At 63.7% G+C, this 15,633-nt stretch carries 12 protein-coding genes; 8 read left to right on the forward strand and 4 right to left on the reverse strand.

Features of this window, described 5'->3' with window-relative positions; all coding sequences use genetic code 11:
- Window positions 1-55: 55 nt before the first annotated feature.
- Window positions 56-1,690 carry an ABC transporter ATP-binding protein gene (locus PALO_RS10145; RefSeq protein WP_187290353.1) on the forward strand — a complete coding sequence of 545 codons (1,635 nt, stop codon included), beginning with the start codon at window positions 56-58 and terminating at the stop codon, window positions 1,688-1,690.
- On the forward strand, window positions 1,687-3,432 hold the full coding sequence (locus tag PALO_RS10150) for an ABC transporter ATP-binding protein (RefSeq protein WP_015583475.1): 1,746 nt from the start codon (window positions 1,687-1,689) through the stop codon (window positions 3,430-3,432). The genes PALO_RS10145 and PALO_RS10150 overlap by 4 nt, the downstream gene beginning before the upstream one ends.
- 145 nt (window positions 3,433-3,577) lie before the next feature.
- Here the strand turns inward: PALO_RS10150 and PALO_RS10155 are convergent, their stop codons facing one another.
- Complete coding sequence (locus tag PALO_RS10155) at window positions 3,578-5,029, reverse strand: catalase (RefSeq protein ID WP_015583476.1); 1,452 nt, start codon at window positions 5,027-5,029, stop codon at window positions 3,578-3,580.
- A gap of 137 nt (window positions 5,030-5,166) precedes the next feature.
- Between PALO_RS10155 and PALO_RS10160 the strand changes: the two genes are divergently transcribed.
- Window positions 5,167-5,448 carry a GNAT family N-acetyltransferase gene (locus PALO_RS10160; protein ID WP_015583477.1) on the forward strand — a complete coding sequence of 94 codons (282 nt, stop codon included), beginning with the start codon at window positions 5,167-5,169 and terminating at the stop codon, window positions 5,446-5,448.
- Between the two features lie 93 nt (window positions 5,449-5,541).
- Here the strand turns inward: PALO_RS10160 and PALO_RS10165 are convergent, their stop codons facing one another.
- Both PALO_RS10165 and aspA read right to left on the reverse strand, forming a co-directional pair.
- The gene (locus tag PALO_RS10165; protein WP_015583478.1) at window positions 5,542-6,840 is read right to left on the reverse strand and encodes an anaerobic C4-dicarboxylate transporter; all 1,299 of its coding nucleotides are present in this window, start codon (window positions 6,838-6,840) and stop codon (window positions 5,542-5,544) included.
- Between the two features lie 6 nt (window positions 6,841-6,846).
- The gene (gene aspA, locus PALO_RS10170) at window positions 6,847-8,319 is read right to left on the reverse strand and encodes an aspartate ammonia-lyase (protein ID WP_023033267.1); all 1,473 of its coding nucleotides are present in this window, start codon (window positions 8,317-8,319) and stop codon (window positions 6,847-6,849) included.
- Window positions 8,320-8,779: 460 nt separating this feature from the next.
- On the opposite strand from aspA, the gene PALO_RS10175 reads away from it, so the two are divergent.
- Genes PALO_RS10175 through PALO_RS10185 form a run of 3 tightly spaced genes read left to right on the forward strand, consistent with a single transcriptional unit; the run spans window position 8,780 to window position 13,246 of the window.
- The gene (locus PALO_RS10175; protein WP_036910075.1) at window positions 8,780-9,877 is read left to right on the forward strand and encodes a hypothetical protein; all 1,098 of its coding nucleotides are present in this window, start codon (window positions 8,780-8,782) and stop codon (window positions 9,875-9,877) included.
- On the forward strand, window positions 9,870-12,659 hold the full coding sequence (locus PALO_RS10180) for a multicopper oxidase domain-containing protein (protein WP_015583481.1): 2,790 nt from the start codon (window positions 9,870-9,872) through the stop codon (window positions 12,657-12,659). Before PALO_RS10175 ends, PALO_RS10180 begins: the two co-directional genes overlap by 8 nt.
- A complete protein-coding gene (locus PALO_RS10185; protein WP_004810210.1) occupies window positions 12,656-13,246 on the forward strand; it encodes a helix-turn-helix transcriptional regulator in 591 nt (196 codons plus the stop codon). The genes PALO_RS10180 and PALO_RS10185 overlap by 4 nt, the downstream gene beginning before the upstream one ends.
- A gap of 50 nt (window positions 13,247-13,296) precedes the next feature.
- Here the strand turns inward: PALO_RS10185 and PALO_RS10190 are convergent, their stop codons facing one another.
- Window positions 13,297-14,454 (reverse strand): 6-phosphofructokinase, encoded by a 1,158-nt coding sequence (locus tag PALO_RS10190; protein WP_051048761.1) that lies wholly within the window; start codon window positions 14,452-14,454, stop codon window positions 13,297-13,299.
- A gap of 138 nt (window positions 14,455-14,592) precedes the next feature.
- On the opposite strand from PALO_RS10190, the gene PALO_RS10195 reads away from it, so the two are divergent.
- A complete protein-coding gene (locus tag PALO_RS10195) occupies window positions 14,593-15,216 on the forward strand; it encodes a sigma-70 RNA polymerase sigma factor region 4 domain-containing protein (protein WP_015583484.1) in 624 nt (207 codons plus the stop codon).
- On the forward strand, window positions 15,213-15,605 hold the full coding sequence (locus PALO_RS10200) for a hypothetical protein (protein WP_004810206.1): 393 nt from the start codon (window positions 15,213-15,215) through the stop codon (window positions 15,603-15,605). The genes PALO_RS10195 and PALO_RS10200 overlap by 4 nt, the downstream gene beginning before the upstream one ends.
- Window positions 15,606-15,633 lie beyond the last annotated feature (28 nt).

Consider the following 15,633-nt stretch of genomic DNA (forward strand, 5'->3'; position numbering starts at 1 on the left):
CGTCCCTCTCATCGACCTCGACGAGGTCCACGACGGGCGGGCCGTGGTGCGTCAGATGTCTCACGACGGGAAGCGGTGGCTGCTGCCGGGGTCGATCGCCTCAGCCTTCGTCAGCCTGGTCAACATCGGGGTGCCGATGGCCCTCGGCCGCGCCATTGATGACGGAGTGGTCGCGGCCAATGCTGCCGCCCTCGCCAGCTGGCTGACCCTGGTTGCGCTGGCCTACGTGGTCCGTGCGGTGGCCCAGACGGTGCGGATGCAGACCAATGTCGGGGCCGGGCTGGCCGAGCACGACCTCCGTGTCCAGGCCCTCGATCGGATCACTGCTCCGGGGGGAATAGGTGGGACGTCCCGTCTTCCCGGTGATCTTCTCGCCGTCGTCGTCACCGACGTCCGGGCGGTGTCGCGAGCCTTCATCGCCCTGACCTCGATCCCCGGCAACGCCGTCACCCTGCTCGGTTCCCTCGTCGCGATGGCTCTCATCAACGGGTGGTTGGCACTGGCGACGGTGTGCATCGTCCCGCTGCTCATCCTGTTGTCGGTCAAGGGGGTCGCCCCGGTCAAGCGCAGCACCCGCCGAGAGCGGCGGGCCGAGGCCGCGGTGGCCGGGTCCGCAGCCGATCTCACCAGCGGGCTGCGCGTCATCCAGGGACTGTCGGCCGAGCACCGCGCCACCGAGAGATTCCGCGCGGCGAGTCGGGAGGGGCTGGCGGCCACCCTGCGCAACCGTCGGATCAAGGGGGTCTACACCGGCACCATCAACGCCTCGGTCGGCGTGTTCATCACCGCCCTCACGGTGCTGGCCGGGTGGCTCGCCCTCACGGGTCACATCAGCGTCGGGCAGCTCGTCACCGTGGTGGGTCTGGCGCAGACCCTTGGGCCGCCGCTACGAGCCCTGGGCGTCGACACCGCAACGATGCTATCCAGCGCCAACGCCTCCGGGGACAGGCTCTGCGAGCTGCGTGACAGCCCTGCGGCCTGGCCGGTCCATCCCGACGACGGGGCCCGCACCACTCCCGGAGACGGCCCGGTCTGGCTACGGGTTCCAGTCGAGGAGCCGGACTTCTGTCTGGACGTCCCGTCCGGGACACACCTGGGGATCGTCGCCCCGCAGCAAGTCTGCGACGCACTGGCTGACGCCATCGACCACGGGCCGAAAACCCTGCTCAACGGGGTGCCGGCCAGTCGTCTCAACCCGTCCCAGCGACGTCGTCTGGTCCTGGTGGCTCCACGCACCCCGGAACTCTTCGACGACACCGCGCGGGCCAACATCGTGCTGGATCGCCAGACGACGGTTGCCAAACTCAATGCTGTCGTCGACGCCGCCGCCCTGGACACCGTCGCGAAAGCGCTGCCGCGCGGTCTGGAGACCGAGGTCGGGGAGGGCGGACGCCATGTCTCCGGAGGTCAGCGTCAGCGCCTGGCCCTGGCGCGAGCCCTGCTGCACTCCCCTGACGGTCTGGTGCTGATCGATCCCACCACCAGCATCGACGCCGCCACGACCGCCACCATCGCTGAACGGCTGCAGGAGTTGCGGCGGGGACGCACCACCGTCATCGCCACCACGTCCCCGGCCCTGCTGGACTGCATGGATGAGGTCGTCATGCTCGACGGTGACGGCCACGAAGTCGCCCGCGCTCCACATCGCGAATTGCTGACCCGCGAGGATTACCGGGGGATGTTGTCATGAGCACTCCTCGTTGGCTGCCACTCGCCTCTGCCGCCCAGGTTCGTCACGAGGTCCACCGGGCGGCACGCGGCGTGCGCGGGTACTTCGTCGGCGCGATCGTGGTCATCACGGCGGCGGCCCTGCTGGACCTGGCTGTACCGATGGCGACCGGATGGATCATCGACGCCGCTCGGGCCCGCCGTTCGCCCTCGTCCCTGCTCTCCCCGGCCCTCGTCATGGCCGGCACGGTGATCGGGTCGGGAATCTGCAACGGCGTCGCCCAGGCACTGACGCCGTCCTTCTTCACGACTATCGTCACCCGGTTGCGGGAGTCGATGATCCGGGCCGGCCTGGGGCTGGACCAGCAGCGGGTGGAGCGGGCGGGTACCGCCGACCTGGTCTCACGCGCGTCCGACGACGTCCAAGCGGTACGCGACGCGGCGAATGGCGCCCTTCCGCGCCTTGTCAACACCATGATCATGGTGATCGTGTCAGTGAGTGCATTGGCCAGTCTGCATCCGGCCTTCTTCATCCCGGTGCTCCTCGCCGCCGTGCTCTACGGCCTGGCCATCCGGGAGTTCCTGCGGACTGCCCCGCCCGTGTATCGCGCTGAGAGGCGGGCCTCGACAACCCAGTCCCAGCACATCCTCTCGACCATCCACGGCCTTGACGTGGTGCGGGCCTTTGGGCTGGAGAATCTGCGTATTCGGACGGTGGCGGGCGGATCCTGGCAGGCCATCCGCTGGAACCTGCGCGGACGGTTCCTCGGGAACAGGCTCGTCATCAGACTGCTGGCCGGTGAGGCCGTGGCGACCATCGGCGTCGCCTGGACGGGATACCTACTCGTCACCAGCAACAAGCTCAGCGTCGGTGCGGCGGCGACGGCAGTCCTGGTGCTGCTGAGGCTGTTCTCCCCGGTACGGTTCCTGCTGATGTTCCTCAACAACCTGCAGGCTGCCTGGGTATGCCTGCAGCGGGTAGTGGGTGTGATCCACGCCCGTCACGAGGAACCGACCGTCGTCGAGCACACCCACCAGGGCCCGTCGTCGGTTCACGTGGAGGGGCTGAGTTTCGGCTATCAGGACGGTCCGGACGTGCTGCACGAGGTGAGCCTGGACATCCCTGCCGGGCACACCATGGTTCTCGTCGGGGAATCCGGTGCTGGCAAGTCGACCCTGGCAGCACTCGTGGCTGGCCTGCTGGAACCTCGGTCTGGTCAGGTCGTCATGTCCCCTGGCGAGGCTCGAACCGTGCTCATCAGCCAGGAGATCCACACCTTCTCGGGCAGCCTTCTCGACGATGTGGCTCTCGGGTTACCAGCCACCGCCGAGAACTGGCCTGACGACCAGGTTCGCGGGACCGTCATGGAGGCTCTGGAACAGGTTGGTGCCGAGTGGGTGAGGAATCTGGCCGACGGTGTCGACACTCTGGTGGGACGACTGGGAACCCGGCTCTCCCCGGCCCATGCCCAACAGGTGGCGCTGGCACGGGCCTTGCTGGCCGACCCCCAGGTCATCATCTTGGATGAGGCAACGGCCGAGGCCGGAAGCTCGGGCGCGGCTGCCCTCGACCGGGCCGCCGTCGAGGTCGTCAGGGGAAGGACGGCCCTGCTGGTCGCCCACCGGCTGTCCCAGGTGGCCATGGCTGACGAGGTCGCGGTCATGGAGGACGGGCGGATCGTGGAGGTCGGGCCTCCCGAGCGGCTGCGCGAGGGCAGCGGCCCCTTCGCCAAACTGTGGCAGGTGTGGTCGAGTCAACACTGAGCCGCTCTCGGGCACATAGCTGGACCACCTTGTGGCACCCGCACCGCGACAAGCCCGGCGCAGGTGCCGAAACCGGCGCAGCTGGGAAGAGAGGGTCTCCGGGGAACCCTGATTCCCCGGAGACCACGAGTGGGTCAGAGCGGCATCACATCGTGGACTCGACCCTGTCAGCGACACCGGCATCGATATTGCGCCAATAGGTCAGGGTGTTGCCGATGACCGGCTCCTCCATGTCGAAGTTCGTCAGCAGGTCGACGAGGGTCTCCACCAGCTCGTCGCGCTCCTGCTCGGAGAAGACGTCGTGGACCAAGGTGTGGGCCTGGCCGAAGTCGTCGTCCTCGGAGTGAAGGGTCTGAGCGGCACGAACGAGCTCGCCGTCGGTCTCCCAGGTGACCTCCGACCCGGCACGGTAGCCGGTGGCGTGGTCGCGACCGTAGGAGTTCGGGGCGTAGGTCGGGGCCGAGCCGGCATGCTCGTAGGTCATTTGGCCGTCGAAGGTGTACTGATTCGTCGCGACGGTCGGACGGTTCACGGGAAGCTGCTCGTAGTTGACGCCCAGACGGTTGCGGGCGGCATCGTTGTAGGCGAAGGCGCGGCTCAACAACATACGGTCGGGCGAGAGGCCGGTGCCCTCGACGGTGTTGGACGGGGAGAAGGCCGCCTGCTCGATCTCGGCGAAGAAGTTCTCCGGGTTGCGGTCCAGGGTGAACCTGCCGATGGTGTGCAGCGGATAGTCCTTGTGTGGCCACACCTTGGTGATGTCGAAGGGATTAAAGCGGTAGTCCTTGGCATCGTCGTAGGGCATCAACTGCACCTTGACGGTCCAAGACGGGTGGTCGCCGTCAGCAATGTGATTGAACAGATCCTCGCGGTGGAGGTCCGGGTGATCCCCGACGACGGCCTTGGCCTGGTCGGCGGTCATGGTGTGGACGCCCTGGTCGCTGATGAAGTGGTACTTCACCCAGGTGATCTTCCCCTCGGCGTTCACCCACGAGTAGGTGTGCGAGGAGTAGCCGTTCATGGTGCGGTAGCTGAGCGGAATGCCTCGCGGGCCCATGAGGTAGGCGACCTGGTGGGCCGACTCCGGGGAGAGGCTCCAGTAGTCGTACATCATGTTGGGGCTGCGCAGGCCAGAGTTTGGCAGGCGCTTCTGTGAGCGAATGAAGTGGGGGAACTTCATCGGGTCGCGCATGAAGAATACCGGGGTGTTGTTGCCAACCATGTCGAAGTTGCCTTCGTCGGTGTAGAACTTCAGCGAGAATCCACGGACGTCACGCCACGTGTCGGGGCTACCGAGCTCACCGGCGACCGTGGAGAAGCGGGCCAGCATCGGGGTCTCCTTGCCTCTCTGCAGGAAACCGGCCTTGGTGTATTCCGAGACGTCAGCGGTGGTCTCGAAGTGTCCGAAGGCCCCCGACCCCTTGGCATGCGGCTTACGCTCGGGGATGTTCTCGCGGTTGAAATGGGCCAGGGTGTCAATCAGGTGGGCGTCGTGCAGCAGCACTGGGCCGTCGGCACCGACGGTCAGGGAGTATTCGTCGCTGGGCGCGGGGGAACCGTTCGTATTGGTTGACGGCTTACTGGGATCAATGGGCATGACGACTTCTCCGGATAGGTCGAGTACTTCCTTCCACACTGCCCCTTGGCACGGTCACTTCCAAGCAAATGACGCCATCCGTGAAAGCACCTGCGAAGGCCCTGGCAATAGGGCCGCAGTTGCCCGACGATGGGAGCATGAGCGACGTCATCGTCACCAAGAACGACCAGCAGTCACGCTACGAGTCTCATATCAACGGTGAGCTCGCCGGATTCGCAGAATTTCGCCGCGAGGGGGACGTCGTCGTCATGCCTCACACCGAGGTCTTCGACGCCTTCGGCGGCAAGGGAGTCGGCAGTGCCCTGGCCCGATCTGCCCTCGACGACATCGCCTCCCAGAACCTGACGGTACGCCCGGACTGCACCTTCATCAGGGGATGGCTGGACAAGCACCCCGACCACCCGGTGAACGTTATCTAAAGGTGTGTGGGTGAGACCATGCCTTTTCCAAGACTCAGCCCCACCCACACGCTCTCACACTGGAAACTTCGACGGATTGTGCAAGGGCGGCATTCACCCGACTGCGAGCATCACCCCATAGGAAACCATGCAGGCAACCGATATGGAGACGATGCCGGGAATCAGGAATGAATGGTTGAAAATGTACTTTCCGATCCTCGTCGTCCCGGTATCGTCCATCTCGACCGCAGCCACCACGGTGGGATACGTAGGTAGCAGGAACAGTGCCGAGGCCGCCGCAAAACATCCGACCAGCACCGACACCGGAAGCCCGAGGGCCGCCGCAACCGGCATGAACGTAACCGTAGTTGCGGCTTGCGAGTAGAGCAACGATGCGGCCAGGAACAGCACCACGAACAACAGCCACGGCGCCGAGTGAATGACTCCCGATCCGGCAGTTTTTATGGTGCCGATGTTCGAACTCACGAAGGTATTGCCTAGCCAAGCAACCCCCATTACGCAGATGGCGGCAGAGGTACCACTTCTGTAGGTTGCCTGGGAGGTGATCTCGTTGAGCGGGACTTTACACAGGGTGGCTATGACGAGGGCGGCAGTCATCATAAAGGTCATGATGGCGGCACCTCGTGGCAACGGGGGCTTGTCCACAGCGGAAATGGCAGCGGCATAGACCATCACTACGATCAAGGACACCACGAAGATTATCAGTGACCGTCTTGCGTATGGCTTGATGTTGTAGTTCTCCGCCCTGCGGTGCGAGACTTGGCCCTTTTTCAGTCGCTGCAGATAGACCGGGTCGAGTTCCAACTCACATCCGAGTCTTGAGGAGACAACCGCACCGATCATCGAGCCCGCGTAGCCCCCAATGATCGAGACCAGGACCAGTTTCGGATACGAGACGCCCAGAGGGCCAACAATGGCCGCCATCGCCACCATCGCCGCCGAAATCGGCGAAGCACATATGCCGATCTGCGAGGCCACCGCAGCTACGGATAGTGGGCGGGAGGGCCTCACCTTCTGTTCCTTGGCCACTTCCGCGATGACGGGGAGAGTGGCGAATGCGACGTGTCCGGTACCACACAAAACAGTCATGAAGAACGTCACGGTGGGTGCCAGGAAGGTGATTCTCCTCGGATTGTGCCGCAATATCCGCTCGCTGAGCATCACCAGCAGTTCCAGACCGCCGGCTACTTCCATCGCCGCCACGCAGGAAATCACCGAGATGATGACCCCAATGACATCCCACGGAATACCAGTACCTGGGTCGACCTTGCAACCAAGTATTCCCAGGGCGATGACGCCGGCACCCCCTGCATAGGCGATGCCAAGTCCTCCCTTGCGTGCCCCCAGGAAGATGAACAGTAGGACGACGGCCAGTTGAATGAAGAGCATCATCGCGTGTCAGCGATGCTCAGACACGAATGTCCTGGGGTCCTCCGGGAGACCGCGGTCGCTCGGCTCGTATGTGCGTCCTGAGTATCGAGGGTGCAGGAAGTTCTGGGTCGACATGATCTCATCCAGCCTTTCCTCCGGAATTAGGCCGCGTTCGAGGACGACATCACGAACTGATTTTCCGGTACGGGCAGCCTCCTCGCCAATGAGATCGCCCTGATGGTGTCCAATCACATCGTTCAGGTAGGTCACAATGCCAATGGAATTGGTGACATACTTTCGGCACCGTTCCGCATTTGCAGTGATCCCGTCAATACATTTGCTACGCAAGGTGTCGCAGGCGTTGATCAGAAGGTGGATGGACTCGAACATTGCTTGTGACAGGGCCGGTTCCATCACATTGAGTTCCAGCTGACCAGCTTCGGCGGCGAAGCAGACGGTGACATCGTTTCCGAATACCTTGAAGCAGATCTGGTTAACGACCTCGGGAATAACCGGATTCACCTTCGCCGGCATGATGGACGATCCTGCCTGCATCTCTGGAAGGTTGATTTCCTTGAGCCCAGCCCTTGGTCCAGATGAGAGCAATCGCAAATCGTTGCAGATCTTGGAGATCTTCGCCGCCAGGCGTTTGATGATGGAATGGACAGCAATGTAGGCACCGTTGTCGTAGGACGATTCCATGAGGTTGGTGGAAGGGCGAATCGGGTACCCGGTCACCTTGGCCAGCTTCTCTGCGGCAAGTTCGGCATATCCGTCTGGGGTGTTGATCCGAGTGCCGATGGCGGTGCCGCCCAGGTTGACCTCTACGAGAAGATCGCTTCCGACATCAAGCCGGTCCAGTTCAGCACGGATGTTGTGCGCGTACCCGTCAAACTCCTCACCCAGAGTCATGGGGACAGCATCCTGCAACTGGGTGCGTCCCATCTTCAGCACATCGGCAAACTCCTTGGCCTTGGCATCGAAACTATCTGCAAGGTCGGCGACGGCCTGTTTCAGCCCCTCCAGCAGGGCGTACACCCCGAGCCGGAACCCGGTGGGGTAGGCGTCATTGGTCGACTGGGACTTGTTGACGTCATCGTTGGGATGGATGACGTCATAGGTACCCTTCGGATATCCCAACATTTCGAGAGCCAAGTTGGCGATGACCTCGTTGGTATTCATGTTGATCGAGGTTCCCGCTCCCCCCTGGAAGGAATCAGTCGGGAATTGGTCCATACAGCGCCCATCATTCAAGATCGCATCGCATGCGGCGACAATGGCGTCAGCGACATCACTCGGAAGAACCTTCAACTGCTTGTTCGTCAGAGCTGTCGCCTTCTTCACCTGAACCATTCCACGAATGAAGTCAGGCTCGTCGTTCATGCATCCGCGTGAAATTTGGAAATTCTCTAGAGCACGCAACGTATGGATTCCATAGTAGTACTCATTCGAGATTTCCCGTTTTCCAAGAAGATCCTCTTCGATCCGACTCTCAATCACCTTTACCCCTAACCGATAGATTATTTTTGTTATCTAGGCTTGCGCGCATCCTTCGAAACCATATTTAATAATTGGAGAAATCGAGGGAGAAGAAATGATTCGTAAATCAGAAAAATGACACCCCGCAGGTGCAGGAATTAGCCATCAATCCTAGTACCAAACAACCGTAAATCACAAATTTACACGAAATTAATAACGATACGTCCATCTCCTTATGGACACCAGATATGCAGACATACTAACACCCTTCCACATGCTGGACAACCTGACTCCCGACGAGCGCAAGATCACCATGTCTGCACACTCCGAACCACGTCATCCGAGAGACCTGCTTGCTCCTGCCGTCCCGGGTGGGATAGGTAGAAAAGACCTCGACGCACGTAGTATTTTGAGGAATCGATCATCGAAAAGAGGACTCCCCGTGCCCACTTCCTCCGTCGGATCGCGCCGAGCCTGGCTCATGGTCGGGGCCGGAATCTCCCTGTTGGCGGGCCTTGACGGCGCCTTGTTACTTCTTGGCGTCTGGTCCCCGGTGATGTCGTCACGGCTGTCGGACTGGCACGGACCCCTCATGGTGCTCGGCTTCGTCGGCACCGTCATCTGCCTGGAACGGGCCGTCGCCCTGGGGAAGAAACCTGGCTACCTCGTCCCGTTGGTCTCGGGACTCGGCGTGGTCGCCCTCCTCGTGCCCCTCATACCTCCCCGGTTCGGCCTGGCCCTGCTCACCCTGGCGCAGTTCGGCCTGCTGGGCATATATGTCCCGCTGTGGAAACGCAGCCACGACGACGCCACCGTCATCCAGATTGCCGGCGCCTTCTGCGCCGCCGGTGCAGCCGCCCTGCTCACCTCAGGGGCCGACGTCCCTGACGTCATCGGATGGCTTGCCTGCTACCTCATCCTGACGATCTGCGGCGAGAGGCTGGAACTCTCCCGTCTGACGATGACTCGCAATCGCGCCCTCCCCGCTCTGTGTCTGACCGTCGTGGCCGCTCTCTTCGTCTCGGTCGCCAGCCCCCAGATCGGATACCGACTGCTCGGACTCGTCCTCGTTGCTCTGGCGGTGTGGCTGTGCCGTAACGACGTCGCCCGCGGCGGGCTGAAGCGTGGTGGGCAGGCGGCCTACATCGGCCTGTTGCTCATGATCGGTTACCTGTGGCTAGGTCTGGCTGGTCTCATCTGGACGGTCAATGGCCTCCTCACCACCGGACGGGCCTATGACGCCGTCGTCCACTCAGTCTTCCTAGGATTCACGATGGGGATGATCCTCGGCCACGCCCCGATCATCCTCCCCGCGGTACTGCGCGTCAGACTGAACTGGACGACGTGGTTCTGGCTGCCGGCCTTCCTGCTGGAGGCCTCCCTGCTGGTGCGCATCGGCATCGGTGACGCCTTGGATCGTCCCACCGCCGTGCAGGCTGGCGGTGTCGTCAACGTCCTGAGCCTGCTGACCTTGGTGGCCGTCGTGGCCACCCATGTTCGTTCGCGAAGTCGGCCCGACACCCACCCGAAGCCTGCAACCCCACACACGACACTCCCCCTCAGGAGGGACCATGGCTGAGATCACGTCCGCGTCGGTCGGCCGCAAGCCGGACACGAACAAGCGCAGTTGGCACCGCAAGGCGTCCCGTCCGGTCTCCGGGTGGCTGGCGGCCCTGCTCATCGTGGCGATCGTGAGCCGGTGGATCCCGCAGTCGCGCTGGCTGTTGGTCCACATGGTCACCCTGGGCGTCGCGACGACCTCGATCATGGTGTGGGGCCAGTACTTCACCGAGGCGATCCTGCACAACAACCTCACCGAGGCTGATCGCAGTCGTCAGGTCTTGCGCATCCGTCTGCTGACGGCCGGCATCATCGTCACCTGTGTCGGCATGGTGGCGGACTGGCCGTGGGTGACGGTCGTAGGAGCAGTGATCGTCGGCTCGATGCTCACCTGGTACGCCTTTGACTTGGGCCATCAGGTTCGCCACGCCCTCCCCGGTCGTTTCGACTCCACGGTGAGGTTTTACTGCGCGGCCGCCTGCCTGTTGCCCCTGGGAGCGACTCTCGGCGCGATCATGGCCTTCTCCCCCGTCGAGCCGTGGCGAACCCGTCTGCTCGTCGCCCACCAGGCCCTCAACCTGCTCGGATTCGTCGGTCTGACCGTCGTCGGCACCCTCATCACCTTGTGGCCAACCGTGCTGCGCACCAAGATGCAACCCGCCCAAGATCGCCACGGCAGGTACTCCCTCTACGTCATGATGGCCGCGGTCGCCGTCACCACCGTCAGTGCCCTGTGCGGGCTGTGGTGGCTCGCTGCCGTCGGCGTCACTGCCCACATCATTGGCGTCTGCATCGTGCTCGGAGACCTCGTGGCCTGTGCCGTCCACAAGCCGCCGCGTGACTTCCCCGGATTCACCATGGGGGCGGCCATCTGCTGGATGCTGGTGTGGCTCGTCTGGCTGGCCTGGAAACTCGCTTCCAAGGGCACCGGGCTGCTGGCTGACGACATCTTCACCCTCTCGGTGCCCGTCATCGTCGGTTTCCTGCTCCAGCTCCTCATCGGCGCCATGAGCTACCTCATGCCGATGGTCATGGGTGGCGGGCCGAGGATCGTCCGGGCGACCAATGCCAAAATGCACGCCTTCGGAGCGCTGCGAGCCACCATCACCAATGCCGGGCTGTTGCTGTGGGTGCTCGCCATGGGTACCTGGACTCGTCGCCTCGGCATGGTGATGGCCGTCGTCGGACTGGCCACCTTCCTGCCTGCCACCGCAGCGATGGTGCGCACCGGCGTCCCCCTGCTCAAGGAGAAGGGACGCCAGATGGCGGCTCGGACGGCTACCCCTGCCGAGAAGGGAGGAACCCCTAGGGCCTCCCCCGAGAGAGCAGCCGACTCACCTGCCGCCAAGCCCACAGCCACCACATCCACCGAATCCGACGCCCCGAACCGTTCCACCGTCACCGGCATCACGCCCAAGACCGTCGACCCGGCTCCCACCGCTCCGACTGATCGTCGCTCCTTCGTCGGGGCCTTTGCCGGTGCTGCCACCGCCCTGACGGCAGCCGCCGTTGGTCACCGACTGGACCAGAACGCGCCCACCGAGGGCACCGACGGCCCCGCTGCGGTGGTCGGGAAGGTCTCCCCCACCGGACACACCACGACGGCCAACGTCACGACCGAGGGGATGAGGTACCACCCCAGCACGATCAGCGTGCCGGCCGGTGACGAGCTCGTCGTCGAGATCACCAACAAGGATCCCAATCAGGTCCACGACCTACAGTTCGCCAATGGCGCTCATTCACCACGCCTCGACCCGGGGGCCCATGCCACTGTCAAGGCGGGAGTCATCACCGGCCCGACCGAGGGCTGGTGCACCATCGTCGGCCACAAGTCGATGGGCATGGTGCTCAAGGTCCAGGTCAATGGCATGCCAGGAGGCGCCGAGCACGACGACCGCATGGGTTCGGCCGATCCTCGCCGCAAGATCGACCTCACCAAGGCTCCTGGCAGGGGATTCACGACCCGTGACGCCGTCGTCCCCCCACTGCTGGCCGGACGCGTCCACACGATGACCTTGACCGCGAAGGAATCCGTGCAGGAGATCGCCCCGGGGACGACCATCGACGCCATGACCTACAACGGTCGCTACATGGCACCGGTCATCCACGCCCGAATCGGCGACGAGATGCGGGTACACCTGGTCAACAGGGGGACGATGGGTCACTCCCTGGACTTCCACGCCGGTACCGTCTCCCCCGACGAGGTGATGCGCACCATCGCACCGGGCCAGGAAGTCGACTACAACTTCACCCTTCACCGCGCCGGAATCTGGCTCTACCACTGCTCCACCATGCCGATGTCGGCCCACATCGCGGCTGGCATGTTCGGTGCCGTCATCGTCCCCCCGCATGACCTGCCGCGCGCCGATCGCGAGTACTACTTGGTGCAGTCGGAGACCTACCTCAGCGAGCACAACGGGGCCGAGGTCAACATGGCCAAGATCGCCAACGAGACCCCGGACCTGACGATATTCAACGGTCACGCCAACCAGTACGTCTTCGAGCCGCTGAAGGCCAAGGTCGGTGAGCGGGTACGCATCTGGGTGCTGGCAGCCGGCCCGAGTCGCGGCTGCTCCTTCCACGTCGTCGGCACCCAGTTCGACACCGTGTTCAAGGAGGGCGCCTACACCCTCAAGCGTGGCAATCCGGAGGGCGGCGGCTGCCAGGCCCTCGACCTGTCCAGCGCCCAGGGTGGTTTCGTCGAGATGGTCTTCGAGGAACCGGGCCATTACACCTTCGTCAACCACTCCTTCGTGGAAATGGAGCGCGGAGCCCGGGGCATCATTCAGGTGACGGCATGAGAAAACGTGACGGGATGAGTGACACCAGCCTGGTAGACCCGGGATCCGAGAAGCGGATCGACGAGGTCGCCGATGCCCTGCAGAAGCGTGGCGGTTCTGCCACCAGCGCCGACGTGGCAGCTGACCTGGGGATTCACCCCTCGACGGCGCGATTCCACCTCGATCGTCTCGTCGAGCAGGGACGAGTGGAGACCACCCGCCAACACCGGACCACTCGGGGCCGACCCCACACCGTCTTCACCCTCGTCAACGACGAGGGACCGCGTGCCTACCGACTGCTGGCCCAGATGCTCGTCGAGGAGATTGCCACCAGCGACGATCCGGCAGGGACCGCCACGCGTATCGGTCAGCGCTGGGGACGTCATCACCCCGGGAACCTCGTCGCCGTCCTCGACGAGATGGGCTTCTCCCCCGCCCCCGAGGATGAGGGAATCGTGCTTCGACACTGCCCCTTCCTCGACCTGGCCCTCGGTCACCCGCAGGTGGTCTGTGCCCTGCACTGCGGGGTCGTCGAGGGCGTGACGGGGAAGGCGACGACCATTGACGCCAACCCAGGGGGAAAGTGCGTGATCCACACCGCAGCCTGAAGGACGGCAGACAGACGAATGCCCCTGGCCGAGGCCAAGGGCATCACAACTCAATCGCCGAGGCCCGTTCCGACCTCGCGAGCTGCCTCGACCCACGGATGGTTGGAGGGCACGTACTTGACCTTGCCAGCGACCTCCTTGAGCGGAACGGTCATCGTGTCCCCACCCTTGGCAGCCACCATGACGCCGAACTCACCGTCGTCAACGAGCTTGGCGCCCATGGTTCCCAGGCGAGTGGCGAGCAGCCGGTCATGGGCGCACGGGATGCCGCCACGCTGCACGTAGCCGAGGATGGAGACTCGCGATTCCAGCCCGGTGGCCTCCTCGAGCTGGGTCGCCAGCTTGAGGGTGTTGTCGCGCATCGAGTGTTCGAGGTCCTTCTTGGCCTTCTTGGCAGCAGCCTTCGTCTCTGGGGTCTTCGAGGCATCGACGAGGGCCTGGGCCCCAGCCATCGCAGCGGAGTCGGCCTCGTCGCGGGCTCCCTCGGCCACCGCGATCACGGAGAAGTTGAGGCCCTGCTTCCGGCGCCTCTCCACCGCCTCGACGATGGAGTCAACCTTGTAGGGCACCTCGGGCAGCAGGATGACGTCGGCGCCGCCGGCGATGCCAGACCCCAGGGCGAGCCAGCCAGCACGGTGGCCCATGATCTCGGCCAGGATGATGCGGTGGTGGGAGTGGGCGGTGGAGTGCAGCCGATCGATGGCCTCCGTGGCGATCTCGAGCGCCGTCGAGAATCCGAAGGAGTCATCGGTCCCGACGATGTCGTTGTCAATGGTCTTGGGCAGATGAAGGACGTTGAGTCCGGCCTTGGCGAGCTTGTAGGCATTCTTGGCAGTGCCACCGCCCCCCAGGGTGACCAGGGCATCCAGTCCCAGCTTCTCGTAGTTGTCGACGATGGTGGGGACCATGTCCTTTTCCTCACCAGCAATGATCATGCGATTGACCTTGTCACGGCTGGTTCCCAGAATGGTTCCGCCGACAGTCAGGATGCCGGACAGAGCGCCCGGACCCAGGGTGACGGTGCGGTTCTCCGCCAGTCCGAGGAAGCCGTCCTGAACACCAATCAGCTCCATGTCGTGCTGTCGGATGGCTGCCTTGCCAAATCCACGGATTGCGGCATTGAGTCCAGGGCAGTCACCACCAGCGGTGAGGATGCCGACCTTCTTCTTGGACATGACGACTCCTGATCTGTGTCGGGTGCGCTCCATCCTCCCACGGATGACGTCACCAACAGACTCGCCGGATGTAAGGGTCCACCTCGTCCCACGATCAATCACTTCAGCTTTTTTCCTTAACGCTGTTATGATTAAGGCAATGACCTCAAGTGCGAATGAGGGGATGTGATCATGCTCGCCTGGGTGATCCTGGCCGATCAGCTCGAAAGCCGCAGTCATGACGACGAGGTCCCCACTCTCCTGGATTCCCTCACCTCCCCGGGACTCCTCGTCAGCCCGACGGATTACCGCGTCGGCACGCCACACTGGACCCTTCCACCAGAACGCACCTCCGGGGACGAGGTCCAGGCCCTCTCGACCGACCCTGCCACCCTCATCCATGCGCTGTGGACAGCCGGTTGCGGGCCGTGGCGAATTGGCCTCGCCCATGACGAGGTCGTCACTCCCCTGCCAGATTCCACGAGAGCTGCGCGCGGACCGGCATACGTCAAAGCCCGTCAGGCCATCGAGGAGTGCAGACGCCGTCGCGCTGATGTCCAGGTGGCCGCTGACGGGACCGACGCCATGCGACGGTTCTCCCAGATGGCCAGTGTCGTCGTCGACCTGGCACGCGGATTGCGCCCAGCCTCTCGCGACATCGTCGCGTCCTACGATCTGTCCATGACCAACGAGGAGACCGCACGAGCCTTGGGTATCAGCACCTCAGCCGTCAGCCAACGTCTCACCCGTGCCCACTGGGAGTACCTGGTGCAGACTCGCCAACTCGCCGTCGACCTGGCCCGGGATGTGCAATGACCATCGCCATGAGGATCGCGGCCGTCCTCGTCGTCATCGCCGCGGTGTGGGCCGGGAAGTACGTCGTCTCCCTGGTCTTCCACGCTGCCGGGGTCCACACTGACGGTGACAAGGGCCTGCTGCGTGGCGGGCTGTGGATCGGCTATCTGGAGAGACTCGGCATCGTCACCGCCATTCTCACCGGATATCCAGCCGGCATCGCCGTCATCCTCGGCGTCAAGACCCTCGCCCGCTATGCCGAACTGAAATCCCAACCCACTCCGGGTACCGGGGCTCAGGAGGCCAACGAGGAATCCAGCGCGGCCATCGAGCAGTTCATCATCGGGACGATGGCATCGGCCTTGTGGGCCGTCCTGCTGGCCCTGGCCACCAAGGCCCTGTGGCGCTGATCCCTTCTCACCGGCGTATCAAGGATCC

This window comes from Cutibacterium avidum 44067 (assembly GCF_000367205.1).
GTDB lineage: Bacteria > Actinomycetota > Actinomycetes > Propionibacteriales > Propionibacteriaceae > Cutibacterium > Cutibacterium avidum.

Coding starts and splice junctions, on each gene's coding strand:
- PALO_RS10145 (WP_187290353.1), top strand. CDS start 56: ATGTCTCACGACGGGAAGCGGTGGCTGCTGCCGGGGTCGATCGCCTCA.
- PALO_RS10150 (WP_015583475.1), top strand. CDS start 1,687: ATGAGCACTCCTCGTTGGCTGCCACTCGCCTCTGCCGCCCAGGTTCGT.
- PALO_RS10155 (WP_015583476.1), bottom strand. CDS start 5,029: ATGCCCATTGATCCCAGTAAGCCGTCAACCAATACGAACGGTTCCCCC.
- PALO_RS10160 (WP_015583477.1), top strand. CDS start 5,167: ATGAGCGACGTCATCGTCACCAAGAACGACCAGCAGTCACGCTACGAG.
- PALO_RS10165 (WP_015583478.1), bottom strand. CDS start 6,840: ATGATGCTCTTCATTCAACTGGCCGTCGTCCTACTGTTCATCTTCCTG.
- PALO_RS10175 (WP_036910075.1), top strand. CDS start 8,780: ATGGTCGGGGCCGGAATCTCCCTGTTGGCGGGCCTTGACGGCGCCTTG.
- PALO_RS10180 (WP_015583481.1), top strand. CDS start 9,870: ATGGCTGAGATCACGTCCGCGTCGGTCGGCCGCAAGCCGGACACGAAC.
- PALO_RS10185 (WP_004810210.1), top strand. CDS start 12,656: ATGAGAAAACGTGACGGGATGAGTGACACCAGCCTGGTAGACCCGGGA.
- PALO_RS10190 (WP_051048761.1), bottom strand. CDS start 14,454: ATGGAGCGCACCCGACACAGATCAGGAGTCGTCATGTCCAAGAAGAAG.
- PALO_RS10195 (WP_015583484.1), top strand. CDS start 14,593: ATGCTCGCCTGGGTGATCCTGGCCGATCAGCTCGAAAGCCGCAGTCAT.
- PALO_RS10200 (WP_004810206.1), top strand. CDS start 15,213: ATGACCATCGCCATGAGGATCGCGGCCGTCCTCGTCGTCATCGCCGCG.